We start from the raw sequence: 16,422 nt of genomic DNA, 5'->3' as shown, positions 1-16,422 counted from the left end.
GGCCTCAGGCTACGAGTCAGGCCGCGAGCCCGTGCTGGTGGGCGAAGACCACGATCTGCACCCGGTCGCGCAGCGCCAGCTTGCGCAGGATCGCGCCGACGTGGGTCTTGACCGTCGACTCGCTGGCGAAGACCTGCGCGGCGATCTCGGTGTTGGACAGCCCGCGCGCGACGGCGGCGAACACCTCGCGCTCCTTCTCGCTCAGGGTGAGGTACGCCGCGGGGACGGGCACCGGCTCGCGGAACTGCGCGTCCAGCAGCGTGGACAGGTCGGTGGGAGCCAGCACGGCGTTGCCGGCGTGCACGGTGCGGATCGCGTCGCGCAGCATGGCCGGGGTCGTGTCCTTGAGCAGGAACCCGCTGGCGCCGTACCGGATCGCCGTGGCGGCCCGGTCGTCGAGGTTGAACGTCGTGAGCACGACGACGCGCACCGGCTTCGCGCGCCGGGCGACCCGCTCGGGCAGGAAGATCTGCCGGGTCGCCTCGACGCCGTCCATCTCCGGCATCCGGATGTCCATGAGCACCACGTCGGGCTGCAGCTCCTCGACCAGCTGCACGGCCTCGAGCCCGTCGCCCGCGGCGCCGACCACGGCCATGCCGTCCTGGGCGTCGACGATGACCCGGACGCCCTCGCGGAACAGCTCCTGGTCGTCGACCAGCAGGACCCCGATCGGCTCGGTCACCGCCCGCTCACCGGCACCCACGCGGTGGCGGTGAAGGTCGGCTCGCCGTCCTCGTCGCGGCGACGCACGTCGAGCCGGCCGCCGACCGCCTCGAGCCGGCGGCGCATGCCGTCCAGCCCCTGGCCCGGGGGCACGCTCGCGGCGCGCAGGGGCTGGGTCTCGTCGTCGGCGTGCTGAGCGATGTTGCGCACCTCGATCCGCAGGTCCCGGTCCCAGGACCCCTCGGGCCAGTGTCGCTCCACGTGGACGGGCCGGTCGCGGCGGCCGTGCTTGAGGGCGTTGGTCAGCATCTCCTGCACGACGCGGTGCGCGACCACCTCGAGCTCGGGCGGCAGCGGCTGGGGCCGGCCGACCTCGCTGGCCTCGACCGCGGTGCCGCCCGCGCGCACGCCGTCGAGCAGCTCCTCGTAGGCGTCGGTGCCGGGCTCGGCCTCGGGCGCGCCGGACAGGACCTGCCGCACGTCCTGCAGCGAGGAGCGCGCCGAGGTCGCGATGGTGGCGAGGGTCTTCTTGAGCGCGGCCGGGTCGTCGTCGGGGAGGTACTGACCCGACTCGGCCTGGGCCAGGATCACCGCCAGGGAGTGGCCGACCACGTCGTGCACGTCGCGGGCCAGCGTGGCCTGCTGCTCGCGCAGCCGCGCGATCTCCTGGGCCTGCTCGGTGGCGCGCTCGGCCTCGACCTGGCGGACCTCCGAGCGCTGGGCCCGCGCGGTGGCGCGCAGGACCAGCCCGGCCAGCCACGGGACGGCCAGCAAGAACAGCCCGAGCACGGTCGCGCCGACCAGCAGGGTGTCGCTGAACTTCCGGGAGGTGTCGAGCAGCTCGCGGAAGACCGCGATGTCCCGGAACACCCCGAGCGAGGCTCGGCTGACGATGAGGTAGCCGATCCCGGCCGCCGCCGGGATGGACAGCCCGCTCACCACCACCGTCGCGGTCCGGCCCCAGCGAGCGCACCCGAAGGCCACCACGGCCACCGCGAACTCCACCGTCAGCACCGTGACCCCGGCCATCAGCTGGAGCCCGCACGTGACCCAGACCAGGACCAGCGCGGCGAACGGCTCCTTGCGGGAGAGCGCGCAGGCCAGGGCGAAGCCGAGGACCACCGGGAGGTAGCCCTGGCGGTCGACCTCGTAGGACCGCGACCACACCTCGAGGGCGCCGGCGACCACCACGACGAACCCGACGACCAGCTCCGGCGCCCAGTCGCGCAGCCGATCGGTCACCCGGACATCCTCACGCGGCGAGGGTGTCACGGATGAGCAGGTCGAGCAGGTCGGCGTACGACGTGCCGGCGGCGGCGAACATCTTCGGCACCTGCGACTGCTCGGTGAAGCCCGGCATGGTGTTGACCTCGTTGAGGACGGGGCCCGCGTCGGTGAGGAAGAAGTCGACCCGCGCCACGCCGGCGCAGCCCAGCGCGTCGTAGACCGCGACCGCAGCGGCCTCGAGCGCCTCCCGCTCGGGGTCGGCCAGCGGGGCGGGGACGCGGAACTCCGCGCTGCCGTCGTACTTCGTGCCGGTGTCGAAGATCCCGTCGGCCACGACCTCGAGCGCCGGCGCCACCACGCGGCTGCCGTCGGGCCGGCCCAGCACGGCCAGGTCCACCTCGCGCCCGACGACCACGTCCTCGACCAGCACCCGGTCGTCGAGCGCGAACGCCGCGGCCAGCGCGGCGGGCAAGGCGTCGGCCGAGCCGACGAGCGCGACGCCGTGGCTCGACCCCGAGGCGACCGGCTTGACGACGACGGGGTGCGTCCACGCGTACGCCGTGCCGGGCGTGAGCAGCGCGTCGGGCGCGACGCCGATCCCCAGGCTGCGCGCCACCAGCTTGGTGGCCCACTTGTCCATGGCCAGCGCACCGGCGCCGACCCCCGACCCGACGTAGGGCACCCCAGCCAGCTCGCACAGCGCGGCCACCGTGCCGTCCTCGCCGCGCGGCCCGTGCAGCGCCGGCACCACCACGTCGCAGCCGCGCAGCAGCTCGACCGCGCCGGCCAGCCCGCCCGGCGACCACGTCCCGTCGCGGCCGACGGTCACCCGCACCACGTCGTACGCCGCGGGGTCCAGCGCGTCGGCGATCGCGGCCGCCGAGGCCAGCGAGACCTCGTGCTCGCAGCTCTGACCCCCACCGACGACGGCGACGCGGACCCGGGACGCGCTCACCGGCCCGTCCGCGGCGTGCGCAGCCCGAGCCCGGTGACGACCTCGTGCTCGAGGGTGTCCGACCAGGCGGCCCACTCGGCGGCGGTCGGCTCGCCGTGGCGACCGGGCCCGAGGACCGTGACCTCGTCACCGGCCTCGGCGCCCTCGGCGCCCAGGTCGACGACGGCCATGTCCATCGAGATCCGTCCGACCAGCGGCCGGCGGCGACCGCGCACGAGCACCTCGGCCCGGCCGGACGCGGCGCGGGGCAGCCCGTCGGCGTACCCGAGCGGGACCAGCCCCAGCTCGGTCGGGTGCGGGGCGACCCAGGTGTGGCCGTAGCCGACCGGCGTTCCGGCGTGCACCCGCCGCACGCTGACCAGCGGCGCGGTGAGGGTGAGCGCGGGGTGCAGCCGCGTGGTGCCGGACGGGTCGATGCCCACGAGCCCGGCGCCGACGCGCGACATCGTGTGGTGGCTGAGCGGGTCGGTCAGGGTGGCCGCGGTCGCGGCCAGGTGCCGGTGCACCGGTCGCAGCCCGCAGGCGCGCGCGGTCTCCAGCCCCCACGCGAACCGGGCGCGGCCCATCGCGTTGCCCGGGTCGCCCGGCACGTCGGCGCAGGCCAGGTGGCCCATCAGGCCGACCACGCGGATCCGCCCGCGCCGCTCGGCCAGTCGTGCCGCGCGGCACAGGTCGGCCCACTCGGCGGGCGCGGCCCCGTCGCGGGCCAGCCCGGTGTCCAGGTGCAGGTGCACGGCGGTGCCCGGCGCGAGCGCGTCGAGGTGCGCGCGGCTCGGCACGGCGATCTCGACGTCGTGGACGACGGCCGAGGCCAAGTCCGCGTCCACGGGGTTGAGCCAGCTCAGCACCGGCGCGGTGAGGCCGTCGGCCCGCAGCGCGAGTGCCTCGGCCAGGCTGGTCACGCCGAGCCGGGTGGCGCCGTGGGACAGCGCGGTCCGGGCCACCGCGGCCGCACCGTGACCGAAGCCGTCGGCCTTGACCACGGCCATCAGCTCTCCGGTGGCTCGACGGGCCAGCAGCGCGGTGTTGGCCGCAACCGCGTCGAGGTCGACGTCCAGCCGCGGACCGGTGGCGGCGAGCCGGGGGAGCGCGAGCACGGTCACGCCGCGACCCCCGCCGCCGGGAGGTCGACCGGGCCGTACAGCGCCGTCGAGGCGCCGGTGACCAGCGCCCAGTACCGGTCGCCGTAGGACCAGTGCCACCACTCGGTCGGGTAGTTCACCAGCCCGGACCAGCCGAGCACGGTCCCCATCAGCCGGCGGTGCGAGCGCGCGAACGGGCTCAGGTGCGGCGCGGCGGTCCAGCACTTGCCGTCCGACTGCTCGGGCGTCGCGTCGATCGGCGTCCCCATGTCGACCTCCTCGCCGTGGGCGTCGACCAGGGTGAGGTCGACCGCCGCACCGGCGACGTGCGGCGCCACGGCGACCGGGGAGACGAAGCGCGACACCAGCCGCTCGTGCTCGGCCGGCGAGGCGCCCGGGTGGGCGGCCACCACCTCGGCGGAGTAGCGCTCGATGATCGCCTGCTGGTCGGCCACCGAGCGGTGCCCCTCGACCACGCGCAGTCGCAGGCCGCCGGAGAGCAGGGTCTGGGCCGTGGCCAGCCGGACGGCCACGCTGCGGCGGACCAGCGCCCGGGCTGGGCCGAAGGAGGGGTCGAGCGCCACCAGGGGCTCGCGGCTGTCGAGGACCGGCACCGCGGCCACGCGGGGGTCGGAGAGGAGGATGGTCACACCACCACCGTGCTCCGCCGCGGAGCCCGGCGGATCGGCCTCAGGTGCCGACCGGCTGGCCCGAAGTACCGTCTCGGTCCCGGGGTGCTGAGATGGAGGCGTGGACTCCACGTGGCGCACCGCGATCACCGCCACCCGGCACTGCCTGACCGGCTGCGCGATCGGCGAGGTGCTCGGCATGGTCATCGCGACCCTCGCCGGCTGGGGCACCCTGGCCAGCGTCGTGGTCTCGGTGGTGCTGGCCTTCTTCTTCGGCTACCTGCTGACGTTCTCCGGCGTACGCCGCTCCGGGCTCGGCCTCGGCGCCGCGGTGCGCACGGCCCTGGCCGCCGACACCGTGTCCATCGCGGTGATGGAGATCGTCGACAACGGCACGCTCGTGGTCTGGCCGGCGGCGATGGACGCCGGCCTCGGCGACGCGCTGTTCTGGGGCTCGCTCGTGGTGTCCCTGGCCATCGCGTTCGTCGTCACCGTCCCGGTCAACCGGGCGATGATCGCGCGCGGCCTCGGCCACGCGAAGGTGCACGCACACCACGAGGGGCACGCGGCCGGCTAGCGGGCGAAGGCCTCCAGCGGCTTGCCCACGGACGCGCTGACTGCAGATGGTTTGACCGGCTGCCCCTGAACAGGCCGCAGCGGCCTCTGCCCCCCGAGAATCATGGTCGAAAACTACCCGACCTCCTCGGGGTGAAACCAGCCTCACGAAGACGTGTCTCGTCACTCTGGAAGACTCCCGTCCCGTGAGCCTCGAGCTGGGTCAGGGCACCGGTCCGCTGCGTGGCGTGAAGGTCGTCGAGATCGCCGGCATCGGCCCCGGGCCGCACGCCTGCATGATCCTGGCCGACCTCGGCGCCGACGTGATCCGCGTCGAGCGACCCGGTGGCCAGTTCCTGGCCGGCGGCGCGACCATGGTGCTCAACCGCGGTCGCCCGAGCGTCGCGCTGGACCTCAAGCAGCCCGAGGCCGCGGCCGTGGTCCTCGAGCTGGTCCGCGACGCCGACCTGCTCGTCGAGGGCATGCGACCCGGCGTCACCGAGCGGCTCGGCATCGGCCCCGAGCAGTGCCGGGCGGCCAACCCGCGGCTGGTCTACGGCCGGATGACCGGCTGGGGCCAGGACGGTCCGCTCGCCACCGCGGCCGGGCACGACATCAACTACATCTCCGTGGCCGGCGCGCTGTTCGGCCTCGGCCAGACCGCGGACCGGCCGCAGTTCCCGACCAACCTCGTGGGCGACTTCGGCGGCGGCTCGACGTACCTCGTCATCGGCCTGCTCGCCGCCCTCCTCGAGGCGCGGGTCTCGGGCCAGGGCCAGGTCGTCGACGCCGCCATCGTGGACGGCACCGCCCACCTCAACGCGATGACGTCGGCCTTCGCCGCCGGCGGCGGCTACCAGGAGCGGCGCGGCGCCAACCTGCTCGACGGCGGGGTGCCGTTCTACGACGTCTACGAGACCTCCGACGGGCGGCACGTGTCCGTCGGCGCACTCGAGCCGCAGTTCTACGCCGCGCTCATCCGCACCCTCGGGCTCGAGGGCACCGCGCCCGGCCAGCACGAGACCGAGCGGTACGACGAGCTGCGCGCGCTGCTCACCGAGACCTTCCGCTCCCGCACCCAGGCGGCCTGGGTCGAGCTCTTCGAGGGCACCGACGCCTGCGTGGCCGGCATCATCCCGATCAGCGAGGCGCCGAGCCACCCGCACCTCGTGGCCCGGCAGACCTTCGTCGAGCACGAGGGGATCGTCCAGCCGCAGCCGGCCCCGCGCTTCTCGCGCACCGCGGCCGCGCTCGGCCTCCCGCCGTCCCCGGCGGCCGGCACCCACACCCGGGATGCCCTCACCGCGTGGGGTGTGCCCGACGTCGACGGGCTCATCGAGCGGGGCGTCGCGGTCCAGGTGTGAGCCGGTGAAGCCGTTCCTCTTCCTCGGGATCCGGGCCCAGGACGTCCCCGCCGACGACGAGTACGCCGCCGTGCTGCGCTGCACCGGACTCGGCGAGCGCGACGTGCGCCGCGTCCGGCTCGAGCGCGACGTGCTCGGCCCCCTCGACCTGGACGACTGGTCGGGGATCGTCGTCGGCGGCGGTCCGTGGAACGTCTCGGACCCTCCGGACGCCAAGGCGCCCGAGCAACGGCGCGGTGAGGCGCGCCTGCGGGACCTGGCCCTACAGGTCCTCGACGCGGACTTCCCGTTCCTCGGCGCCTGCTACGGCGTGGGCACTCTCGGCGTCCTGCGCGGTGGCGTGGTCGACCGGCAGTTCCCCGAGCCCATCGGTCCGATGACCATCGAGCTCACCGACGCCGGCCGCGCGGACCCGCTGCTCGGTGTCCTGCCCGCGTCGTTCAGCGCCCTGCTCGGGCACAAGGAGGCGGTCTCGCGCCTGCCCGACGGCGCGGTCCACCTGGCCTCGTCGAGCACCTGCCCGGTGCAGGCCTTCCGCATGGGCGAGCACGTCTACGCCACGCAGTTCCACCCCGAGCTCGACCTCGCCGGGATCATCGCTCGCACCGAGGCCTACAAGCACTTCGGCTACTTCGAGCCCGACCAGGCCGACGCCGTGGTCGAGCGCTCGAGGGCGGTCGCGGTGACGGAGCCGCCCAAGGTGCTGGCCCGCTTCGTCGAGCTGTACGCCCGCAGCTGAGCCGTCCCCACCACCGCCCACGCCGCCACCAGCCCGGCGTACAGCGAGACGGCCAGCGCCGTCAGCCCCAACGCCGACGAGCCGGTCACCAGCGTGCCGAGCGGGAAGGTGAAGGACCACCAGGCCGGTGAGAACGCCGGGCGCCTCACGAGGGTGCGCACCGCCACCAGCGCCAGCCAGGCCAGCCCCAGGGCGAGCACCGGCGGTCCCCAGAGCGGGACCCCGAGGTGGGCCGCGGCGGTGACCGACTGGCCCAGGATCCCCAGCGGGATCCACAGCAGGGGGACCTCGGGCTCGGCCCGCCAGCCCCGGGCCACGGCGAGCAGCACCGGCGCCGCGCGGACCAGAGCCAGCCCGAACAGCCCCAGGCCCACCGGCGCCAGCCGCGGGGACACGACGGTGCCGGTGGCCGCGGCCACCATGGGGGGCACGACCGGCAGCAGCCAGACCGCGCTCAGCCGCTCCGGCCGCGGCACGCTCACCGCGCTGACCACGCCGAGCACCGCACCGGTCAGCCACAGCGCGACGCCGACCGGCCGCAGCGGCACCTCGAGCAGGACCGCGCCGGTCCCGACGGTCATGAGGGCCATGGCCGGGGCGCCGAGGAACGGCGTGCGCTCCCACCGCACCGGACGCACCAGGAGGGCCACGAGCAGGAGGGCGGCCAGGGCCCAGACCACGCGCGCCGCGTCGAGCAGCAGCGGCGGGTGGACCGGCAGGCTCGCCGCGGCGTTCGCGACGATGCCGGTGCCCATGACCATGGTGAAGCGGCGCACGCCTCGAGCCTCGCGCCGGCCGGGCCCAGCCAGTAGTGGTCGCGTGACTGTGCATCCACAAGGCAGACTTGTGACTGTGGCCCTGCCCGACCTCGACGCCCTCGCGCTGCTCGTCGGGGTGGCGCGCACCGGGTCCATCGGCGCGGCCGCCCGAGCCGCCGGCGTGAGCCAGCAGGCCGGGTCGGAGCGGATCCGCGCGGTGGAGGCACAGGTCGGCCTGCAGCTGGTCCGCCGTGGCGCCCGCGGCTCCGAGCTGACCTCGGCCGGGGTCGTGGTGGTCGAGTCCGCGGCGCGGCTGCTGGACGTGGCCGCCGAGCTCGAGCACGCCCTCGGCGGGCTGCGCACCGACCGGGACCGCGACCTCGCCGTGTGGTCGAGCATGACGGTGGCCGAGACCGTCCTGCCGGGGTGGCTCGTCCGCCTGGGCCAGCGCCAGGCGGCCGAGGGACGCACCCCCACCACGGTCAGCCTGACCGCGACCAACACCCACCAGGTCGTGACCGCGGTGCAGGACGGTCGCGCCGACCTCGGCTTCGTCGAGGGGCTGCGCGCGCCGCCCGGCGTCCGCTCGCGGGGCCTGACCACCGACGAGCTGGTCCTCGTCACCGCGCCGGGCTCGGCGCTGGCCCGGCGGCGCACCCCGCTGACGCCGGCCGAGGTCGCGGCGCTGCCGACCGTCGCGCGCGAGCGCGGCTCGGGCACCCGCGAGGTCGTGGAGCAGGCCCTGGCCGCGCACGGGCTGGTCGCCGCGCCACCGGTCGCCGAGCTCACCACCGCCACCGCGGTGCGCCAGGCGGTCCTGGCCGGGGGTGCGCCGGCGTTCGTGAGCCGCCGGCTGGTCGCCCGCGAGCTCGAGGCGCGCGCCCTGGCCGAGGTCCGCACCGGCCTGTCCCTGACCCGGACCTTCCGGGCCGTCTGGAGCGGCGGGCGCGAGCCGGCCGCAGGGCCCGCCCGGGACCTGGTCGCCCTGGCCCGAGCGGCCGGCTGAGGGCATCTCCTCCCAGGGGTGGAGGTCGCGGACACCGCGTCACGGGTACTTTCGTGCCGTGGCGACTCCCGAGCACGTCGACGTCCTCATCGTCGGAGCCGGTCTGTCCGGCATCGGCGCGGCCTGCCAGCTGCGCGAGCACCACCCGACGCGGACGGTGGCGCTGCTCGAGGCCCGCGAGGCCAGCGGCGGCACCTGGGACCTGTTCCGCTACCCCGGGATCCGCTCGGACTCCGACATGTTCACCTTCGGGTTCAGCTGGCGCGCCTGGCCCGGCGACCGCGCGCTGGCCGACGGCGGCTCGATCCTCGACTACCTGCGCACCGTCGCCACGGAGTACGGCGTGGACCAGCTCATCCGCTACCGGCACCGGGTCGTCCGGGCGAGCTGGGACTCCGAGACCGCGCGCTGGACCGTCGAGGCCGATCGCGACGGCGAGCGGGTCACGCTGACCTGCTCGGTGCTGTGGTGCGCGAGCGGCTACTACCACTACGAGGAGCCCTTCGCCCCCGACTTCGCCGGCGCCGAGGAGTTCCAGGGCCGGATCGTGCACCCGCAGCACTGGCCGGCCGACCTCGACTACGAGGGCAAGCGGGTCGTGGTCATCGGCAGCGGCGCCACCGCGGTGACCCTGGTGCCGGCCATGGCGCCGACCGCCGGCCACGTCACGATGCTGCAGCGCTCGCCGTCGTACGTCCTGTCCCGGCCGGGCAACGACCGGCTGGCCACGCTGCTCCAGCCGCTGCCGACCGCGGTGTCGTACCCGGTGGTGCGCTGGGCCAACATCCTCATGACCATCGGCTCCTACCAGGTCTCGCGGCGCTGGCCGGACAAGGTGAAGGCGTTCATCCGCAAGGAGACCGCGGCGCAGCTGCCGGCCGGCGTGGACGTCGACACCCACTTCAAGCCGCGCTACGACCCCTGGGACCAGCGGCTCTGCTTCGTGCCCGACGGCGACCTCTTCAAGGCCCTGCGCCACGGCGAGGCGTCCGTCGTCACCGACACCATCGAGCGCTTCGACGCCACCGGCATCCGGCTGGCCTCGGGCGAGCACCTCGACGCCGACGTGATCATCACCGCGACCGGGCTCCAGGTGCTCGCCTTCGGCGGCATCGAGCTGGTCGTCGACGGCGAGCCCGTCGACCTGGCCGACACCATGGCCTACAAGGCGCTGATGCTGAGCGGCGTGCCCAACTTCGTCTACACGATCGGCTACACCAACGCGTCCTGGACGCTCAAGGCCGACCTGGTCTCGGCGTACGTCGTGCGGCTGCTCGCGCACATGGACCGCGTCGGCGCCCGCGCCGTCGTGCCGGTGCGCGATCCGGACGTCGAGGAGCGGCCGTTCATGGACCTGATGTCGGGCTACGTGCTGCGCGCGCTGGACCGGATGCCGCGCCAGGGCGACCGGGCGCCGTGGCGGCTCAAGCAGAACTACCTCACCGACCTGCGGATGATCCGGCACGGGCGCATCGACGACGGCGTGCTGGCCTTCGACACCGCGGCCGACCGCAGCCGTGACGGCGCTCTCAGCGGAGTTTGAGCGGGGCCCCGTTCGGCAACCGCAGGAGTACGACGACGCACCGGAGGTGCAGCATGGGTACGGACGACAAGATGGAGAACAAGGGCCAGGACCTCAAGGGCCGGGCCAAGGAGGCCGCCGGCTCCGTCACCGGCGACGACGACCTCAAGAACGAGGGCCGCGCCGACCAGGCCGAGTCCTCGGTCAAGCAGGCCGGCGAGAAGGCCAAGGACGCCATCGGCGACATCAAGGACGCGTTCAAGAAGTAAGCAACCTCACCCGCCGTCGATGCGGGTGCGTGCGGGCCGCTCTGCCACACTGGCAGGAGCGGCCCGTTGTCGTCTCGCCCCGGACCGCGCCCCGCTCGACTGAGCGCTGAGGCATCCGCTGGCGAGACACCGCCACCGAGAGTGACTCCTGTGCCTTCCTTCGCCGAGCTCGGCGTCCCCGCCGACCTCGCCGCCGTCCTGCAGACGCGCGGCATCACCACCCCCACCCCGATCCAGGCCGCCACGCTGCCCGACTCGCTCGCCGCGCGCGACGTGCTCGGCCGCGGCCGCACCGGCTCGGGCAAGACCTACGCCTTCCTGCTGCCCCTCGTCGCCCGGCTCGCCGCCTCGCGCTCCCCGCGCCGCCCCGGCCGCCCCCGCGCCCTGGTCCTGGCCCCGACCCGTGAGCTGGTCGGCCAGATCGAGGAGGCGCTCGCGCCCCTCGCCGCGGCGTACGGCCTGACCACGCGCACCGTCTTCGGTGGCGTCGGCCAGGGTCCGCAGGTCAACGCCCTGCGCAAGGGCGTCGACATCGTGCTCGCCTGCCCCGGCCGGCTCGAGGACCTCATCCAGCAGCGCCACTGCGACCTCGGCGCCGTCGAGATCACCGTGCTCGACGAGGCCGACCACATGGCCGACCTCGGGTTCCTGCCCGCCGTGCGCCGGCTGCTCGCGGCCACGCCCAAGGACGGTCAGCGGCTTCTGTTCTCGGCCACGCTCGACAAGGGCGTGGACGTGCTGGTGCGCCAGTTCCTGCGTCAGCCGGTCACCCACGAGGCCGACTCGGCGCAGTCGCCGGTCGCCAAGATGGACCACCACGTGCTGCACCTCTCGCGCGAGCAGCGGGTGCCGGTGCTGGTCGACCTGACCAGCGCGCCGGGCCGCACGGTCGTCTTCACCCGCACCAAGCACGGCGCCAAGGCCTTGGCCCGCCAGCTCAACCGGTCCGGCGTACCGGCCGTCGAGCTGCACGGCAACCTCGGCCAGGGCGCGCGCACCCGCAACATGGAGGCCTTCCACTCCGGGCGCGCCACCACCCTGGTCGCCACCGACATCGCCGCCCGCGGCATCCACGTCGACGACGTCGCGCTGGTCGTGCACGCCGACCCGCCGGCCGAGCACAAGGCCTACCTGCACCGCTCCGGTCGTACGGCGCGCGCCGGCGCGGCCGGCACGGTGATCACGCTGATGACGCCCGAGCAGGTCGGCGACGTCCGCGCGCTGACCCGGGCCGCCGGCATCAAGCCGACCGTCACCCGCATCGACGGCCCGCGCCACCCGGTGCTGGCCACGCTCGCCCCGGGCGAGCGGGTCCTGGTGGCCGGTGGCCTGGCCCCGGCCGAGCCCGCCGCGGCCCCGGCCGAGCCCCGCCGATCCGGCGGTGGCCGTCCGCGCGGACAGGCCCGCCCGGCGGGTACCGCGACCACCGGGCGTCCCCGCCGTCGGGGTCGTCGCCGCCAGCCCGCCGCTCCGAGCACCGGGCGCCACTGACCCCAGCCTGTCGAGGAACGAGCCGATGCCGACCGCCGTGCAGACCTGGTTGCGCCGGGCGCTGTGGGAGCAGGTCCCGCGCGACCACCGCCAGGAGCCGCGCGAGCTGCGCCGCCGCCAGCTGGTGGTGGTCGGCTTCGTCGTGCTCGGCGGGGTGGCCCTCGGACTCTCGCTGCGGCTGGAGCCGGGCAGCAGCTGGTTCTACCCCGCGACGATCCTGCTGGCCTCGATCTGGACGGTGGGCGCGTTCGTCTCCGGGCCCCTGCACCTGGGACGGATCGCCTTCCGCGACCGGCACGCCCGGCCGATCGTCACGCCCCTGCTGCTCGGCTTCGGCCTGGCCGCGGTCTTCGTGGCCGGCGCCCTGCTGGTCCGCTCGATCTCCTGGCTGTCCTTCCTCGAGGACCAGGTCGTCAAGGTCGTCGACTACGCCGACCAGGGCTCGCTGCCGATCCTCGTCGTGATCACCGCGATCAACGGCATCGCCGAGGAGCTGTTCTTCCGCGGGGCGGCCTACGCCGCGATCACCCGCGGCCCGGTCCTGTGGACCACGCTGCTCTACTTCGTGGCCACCCTCGCGACCGGCAACGTGATGCTGGCCTTCGCCGCGGTCCTGCTGGGCGCGGTGGTCGGGCTGGAGCGGCGCGCCAGCGGCGGGATCCTCGGGCCGATCCTCACCCACTGCGCGTGGTCGCTGACCATGCTGGTCGCGCTCCCGCTGGTGTTCTTCTAGGCGCTGGGCCCTAGGCCGAGCGGTCGGCGTTCACCGCGCGCTCCACGGCCTCGCGGTAGGTCAGCGGCTCGCCGGGCACGACGTCCTGGATGGTGTAGTCGGTCTGCAGCACCTCGGTCGACATCGAGTCGATGAGGTTGGACGCGGTCGTGGCGTCGACATTGGTGACCAGGCCGATCCAGTGCGAGGACAGCCGCGGCGTGAGCAGGGGGACGGTGACGATCTTGACCCGCCGGCCGTTGATCACCTCACCGGCCTGCTGGAGCATCTCGATGTAGGTGAGCCGGTCCGCGCCGCCGATCTCGTAGACCCGCCCGAAGGTCTCCTCGTTGCCGATCACGCCGGCGAGGTAGCGGATCACGTCGTCGATGGCGATCGGCTGGGTGCGCGTGTCGGCCCACTTGGGCACGACCATCGCCGGGAGGTTCTTGACCAGCTGTCGGGTCATCTCCCACGAGATGCCACCCGCGCCCACGACGATCGCCGCGCGCAGCACGGTGACCGGCACCCCGGACTCACCGAGCAGCTTCTCCACCTCACGGCGCGAGCGCAGGTGCGGCGACAGGTCGTCGCCGTCCTTGCCCAGCCCGCCCATGTAGACGATCTGGCGCACACCGCTCGCCGCCGCGGCCAGGCCGAAGGCCTGGGCGGCCTCGGCGTCCTTGCGCTCGAAGTCGTTGTCGTCGAGGGAGTGCACGAGGTAGACGGCCACGTCCACGCCGTCCATCGGCTCGGCCAGCGAACCCGGGTCGGACACGTCGCCGCCCACCGGGTGGCCCGGCCCGTCGTACTCCTCGGGCCGGCGGGTCATGGCCTTGACCTCGTGACCCTCGTCGACCAGGGCCTGCACCAGGCGCGCGCCGATGAAGCCGGTGGCACCGGTCACCAGGACGCACAGCGGCTCGTCGCTCATCGGCCAGATCCTAGGGACACACGCTGAGGTACCCGATCAGCGGCTGCGCCGGGCGATGCCCTCCCGCTTGGTCTCGTCCATCGCGGCCTCGTACGCCGAGACCAGACTGGCGATCGACAACGGCTTGATCTTCTCCACCACCTGGCGCACGGTCTCGGCCGACGCGCCCTGGTCGCGGTAGACCGGCCAGACCATGGTGCGGAACAGGTCGTAGAGCTCCCTGGCGATCTCGCGACCGTGCCGCGCGTACATGTCGGCGGCGGCGAGCGCGGCCTCGGTGGGGAAGCCGAGGTCGAGCATGCCCAGGCCGACGGTGAGCTGGGAGACCGCGACCTGGTACTGCCCGCGCTTGAGCGGGAACACCACGCCCAGCGCGGCCAGCGTGCGCAGGTCGTCGTCGGACAGCTCGCGACCGGCGCGGGTGCACAGCTCCGCGCGCGACATCTCGATCGGGCGCTCGACGTCCCACGGCGCCAGCATGGTGCGGGCCAGGGCCAGGTCCTCCGGCGTGGCGTCCGCAGGGATGCCGGCGACGTACTTCTCGATCGCGCTGAGCGTGAAGCCGTGGCTCTGCAGCTCCTGGACCAGCTCGAGCCGGCCGAGGTGGTCGGGCGTGTAGTAGCCCGACCGGCCCTTGCGGATCGGCGGCGGGACCAGCCCGCGCGAGGTGTAGAAGCGGACGTTGCGCACGCTCATGCCGACCCGCTCGCACAGCTCGTCGAGGGTCAGGAGGTCCTCGGGCTCGGCCTCGGGCATGTCGATGACAGTAACGCTGTCACCGTCGTACGGCGACCAGCCGCTTCGTCACGAGCCGCTTGCCGCTCACCTTGACCTTCACCGCCGCCGACTTCTTGGGCTTGGCCGGGAGGCGCACGGTGCCTGTGACCCGGCAGCCCTGGTCCACCGGGCGGGCCTTGAGCTCCTTGCGCACGCTGATGCGGCCGTGCTTGCCCTTCGTCACCACCCGCACGTCGGCGCGCTTCGGGCACGAGCCGCGCGAGCCCTGGCGTGCGAGCACCGTGTCGAGCCGCACCTTCCGCTTGGTGAGCACGGCCTCGGGCGGGGCCGGGCACCCGGTGGGTCCCACGCCCGCGCTGGTCGGGCAGGCGTCGACGGAGTCGCGGACGCCGTCGCCGTCGGCGTCGCGGCCGACCCGCTGACCGCCCAGCTGGACCGGCGGCAGGTTCGCCGGGACCTCGCCCGGCCCGTCGCCGTAGGAGACAGAGGTGCCCTGGCCGAGCTGCCCGCGGTCGTCGTGGCCCCAGCAGCGCAGCTCGCCGCCGGTGGTGACGGCGCAGGTGTGGTCGTGACCGGCCGCGACCGCCAGCACGGTCCGGCCGGGGCCGAGGTCGACCGGGACCGTCGTCTCGCCCGGCTCGTCCCCGACGTACTGGGAGCTGCCCTGGCCCAGCTGACCGCCGCCGCCGAGACCCCAGCACCGGAGCTGACCGGTGTCGAGCACTGCGCACGCGTGGCCGAAGCCGCCACTCAGCGCCACCGCCCTGCGCCCCCCGAGATCGACGGCCGCCGTGGTCTCACCTGGGCTGTCCCCGACCGGGGAGGTGTTGCCCTGGGCGAGCTCGCCGTAGGCGCCGTCGCCCCAGCACCGGACCTGACCCGTGTCGAGGACCACGCAGGTGGCGTTGCCCAGAGCGCTGATGGCGGTCGCGGTGCGCCCGGCGCCGAGGTCGACGCCGACCGTGGTCTCGCCCGGGTCGTCGCCGACGGTGGTGGTGTTGCCCTGGCCGAGCTGCCCGGCGAAGGCGGAGCCCCAGCACCGGACCTGACCGGTGTCGACCACGGCGCACGTGTGGGAGTTCCCGGCCGCGACCGCGACGGCTGTGCGTCCCGGGCCGAGGTCGACGGGCACGGTGGTCTCACCGGGGTCGTCGCCGATGTCCACCGTGTTGCCCTGGCCCAGCTGACCACTGCCGCTGGCGCCCCAGCAGCGCAGCTGCCCGGTGTCGACGATCGCGCACGTGTGCAGGGCGCCGGCGCTGACCGCCACGGCGGTGCGCCCAGGGCCCAGGTCGACGGCGACCGTCGTCTCGCCCGGGCCGTCCCCGACGTCGGCCTTGGTGCCCTGCCCGAGCTGCCCGTGGTCGTTGCGACCCCAGCAGCGCAGCTGCCCGGTGTCGAGCACGGCACAGGTGTGGTCGGCGCCGGCCGCGATCGAGACGGCGCGTCCCGTGCCGACCGCGACCGGGACCGTCGACTCGCCGGGGTCGTCCCCGACGTCCGCGGTGCTGCCCTGGCCGAGCTGACCCCGGTTGCCGGCCCCCCAGCAGCGCACCTCGCCAGTTCCGACGATGGCGCACGAGTGGTCCGCGCCGGCCGTGAGGGCCGCGGCGTCGAGCCGCGGGACGCCGGGTGCGCCTTCGCTGGTGTCGGCCGGGGCCGGGGCGGCCCCGGGGAGGACGAGGCCGGCCGCCAGCAGAGCGGCGACGGCAAGACGGCGTACCAACACCCGAGCAGTGTCCGGGTGGCGCGTCGCCGCGGCAAGGGCCCCGTGCGAC

General features: G+C 74.6%; 17 protein-coding genes. 8 read left to right on the top strand and 9 right to left on the bottom strand.

Annotated features, from left to right (window positions below; genetic code table 11):
• Positions 1 to 16: 16 nt before the first annotated feature.
• From G5V58_RS22175 to G5V58_RS22155, 5 genes are read right to left on the bottom strand one after another with little or no spacing between them, the layout of a single operon-like run.
• A complete protein-coding gene (locus G5V58_RS22175) occupies positions 17 to 682 on the bottom strand; it encodes a response regulator (RefSeq protein WP_165237343.1) in 666 nt (221 codons plus the stop codon).
• Positions 679 to 1,905 (bottom strand): sensor histidine kinase, encoded by a 1,227-nt coding sequence (locus tag G5V58_RS22170; protein ID WP_165237341.1) that lies wholly within the window; start codon positions 1,903 to 1,905, stop codon positions 679 to 681. Before G5V58_RS22170 ends, G5V58_RS22175 begins: the two co-directional genes overlap by 4 nt.
• 10 nt (positions 1,906 to 1,915) lie before the next feature.
• Entirely contained in the window at positions 1,916 to 2,845 is a 930-nt protein-coding gene (locus tag G5V58_RS22165) for a D-alanine--D-alanine ligase family protein (protein ID WP_165237339.1), read from the bottom strand.
• Complete coding sequence (alr, locus tag G5V58_RS22160) at positions 2,842 to 3,948, bottom strand: alanine racemase (RefSeq protein WP_165237337.1); 1,107 nt, start codon at positions 3,946 to 3,948, stop codon at positions 2,842 to 2,844. The genes G5V58_RS22165 and alr overlap by 4 nt, the downstream gene beginning before the upstream one ends.
• The gene (locus G5V58_RS22155; RefSeq protein ID WP_165237335.1) at positions 3,945 to 4,577 is read right to left on the bottom strand and encodes a M15 family metallopeptidase; all 633 of its coding nucleotides are present in this window, start codon (positions 4,575 to 4,577) and stop codon (positions 3,945 to 3,947) included. The genes alr and G5V58_RS22155 overlap by 4 nt, the downstream gene beginning before the upstream one ends.
• A gap of 100 nt (positions 4,578 to 4,677) precedes the next feature.
• On the opposite strand from G5V58_RS22155, the gene G5V58_RS22150 reads away from it, so the two are divergent.
• The 3 genes from G5V58_RS22150 (at position 4,678) to G5V58_RS22140 (ending at position 7,214) form a co-directional block, all read left to right on the top strand.
• Positions 4,678 to 5,133, top strand: a complete 456-nt coding sequence (locus G5V58_RS22150) for a DUF4396 domain-containing protein (RefSeq protein WP_165237333.1) — start codon at positions 4,678 to 4,680, stop codon at positions 5,131 to 5,133.
• A gap of 184 nt (positions 5,134 to 5,317) precedes the next feature.
• Positions 5,318 to 6,475, top strand: coding sequence for a CaiB/BaiF CoA transferase family protein (locus tag G5V58_RS22145; protein ID WP_230486850.1), 1,158 nt, complete (start codon positions 5,318 to 5,320; stop codon positions 6,473 to 6,475).
• A 4-nt stretch (positions 6,476 to 6,479) separates the two neighbouring features.
• Positions 6,480 to 7,214, top strand: coding sequence for a glutamine amidotransferase (locus G5V58_RS22140; protein ID WP_165237331.1), 735 nt, complete (start codon positions 6,480 to 6,482; stop codon positions 7,212 to 7,214).
• Here the strand turns inward: G5V58_RS22140 and G5V58_RS22135 are convergent.
• Entirely contained in the window at positions 7,103 to 7,990 is an 888-nt protein-coding gene (locus G5V58_RS22135) for an SLAC1 family transporter (protein WP_165237329.1), read from the bottom strand. The genes G5V58_RS22140 and G5V58_RS22135 overlap by 112 nt on opposite strands.
• Positions 7,991 to 8,066: 76 nt before the next feature.
• Here G5V58_RS22135 and G5V58_RS22130 point away from each other — a divergent pair, with 76 nt between their 5' ends.
• From G5V58_RS22130 to G5V58_RS22110, 5 genes are all read left to right on the top strand, one after another.
• Positions 8,067 to 8,978, top strand: a complete 912-nt coding sequence (locus G5V58_RS22130) for a LysR family transcriptional regulator (protein WP_230486849.1) — start codon at positions 8,067 to 8,069, stop codon at positions 8,976 to 8,978.
• A 58-nt stretch (positions 8,979 to 9,036) separates the two neighbouring features.
• Positions 9,037 to 10,521, top strand: coding sequence for a flavin-containing monooxygenase (locus tag G5V58_RS22125; protein WP_165237327.1), 1,485 nt, complete (start codon positions 9,037 to 9,039; stop codon positions 10,519 to 10,521).
• 53 nt (positions 10,522 to 10,574) lie between these two features.
• On the top strand, positions 10,575 to 10,769 hold the full coding sequence (locus G5V58_RS22120; RefSeq protein WP_165237325.1) for a CsbD family protein: 195 nt from the start codon (positions 10,575 to 10,577) through the stop codon (positions 10,767 to 10,769).
• 150 nt (positions 10,770 to 10,919) lie between these two features.
• Positions 10,920 to 12,260 carry a DEAD/DEAH box helicase gene (locus G5V58_RS22115; RefSeq protein WP_230486848.1) on the top strand — a complete coding sequence of 447 codons (1,341 nt, stop codon included), beginning with the start codon at positions 10,920 to 10,922 and terminating at the stop codon, positions 12,258 to 12,260.
• A gap of 25 nt (positions 12,261 to 12,285) precedes the next feature.
• Positions 12,286 to 12,993: a type II CAAX endopeptidase family protein gene (locus tag G5V58_RS22110; RefSeq protein WP_230486847.1), complete on the top strand. Its 708-nt coding sequence runs from the start codon at positions 12,286 to 12,288 to the stop codon at positions 12,991 to 12,993.
• A 10-nt stretch (positions 12,994 to 13,003) separates the two neighbouring features.
• On the opposite strand, the gene G5V58_RS22105 is transcribed toward G5V58_RS22110, so the two are convergent.
• The 3 genes from G5V58_RS22105 to G5V58_RS22095 are packed head-to-tail and all read right to left on the bottom strand — an operon-like array spanning position 13,004 to position 16,373.
• Complete coding sequence (locus G5V58_RS22105; RefSeq protein ID WP_165237321.1) at positions 13,004 to 13,906, bottom strand: NAD(P)H-binding protein; 903 nt, start codon at positions 13,904 to 13,906, stop codon at positions 13,004 to 13,006.
• Positions 13,907 to 13,942: 36 nt separating this feature from the next.
• The gene (locus tag G5V58_RS22100; RefSeq protein WP_165237319.1) at positions 13,943 to 14,662 is read right to left on the bottom strand and encodes a MerR family transcriptional regulator; all 720 of its coding nucleotides are present in this window, start codon (positions 14,660 to 14,662) and stop codon (positions 13,943 to 13,945) included.
• Between the two features lie 19 nt (positions 14,663 to 14,681).
• On the bottom strand, positions 14,682 to 16,373 hold the full coding sequence (locus G5V58_RS22095; protein ID WP_165237317.1) for an RCC1 domain-containing protein: 1,692 nt from the start codon (positions 16,371 to 16,373) through the stop codon (positions 14,682 to 14,684).
• Positions 16,374 to 16,422: the final 49 nt, after the last annotated feature.

This window comes from Nocardioides anomalus (genome assembly GCF_011046535.1).
Classification (GTDB): domain Bacteria; phylum Actinomycetota; class Actinomycetes; order Propionibacteriales; family Nocardioidaceae; genus Nocardioides; species Nocardioides anomalus.
This window is presented reverse-complemented; position numbering and strand designations above follow the sequence as displayed.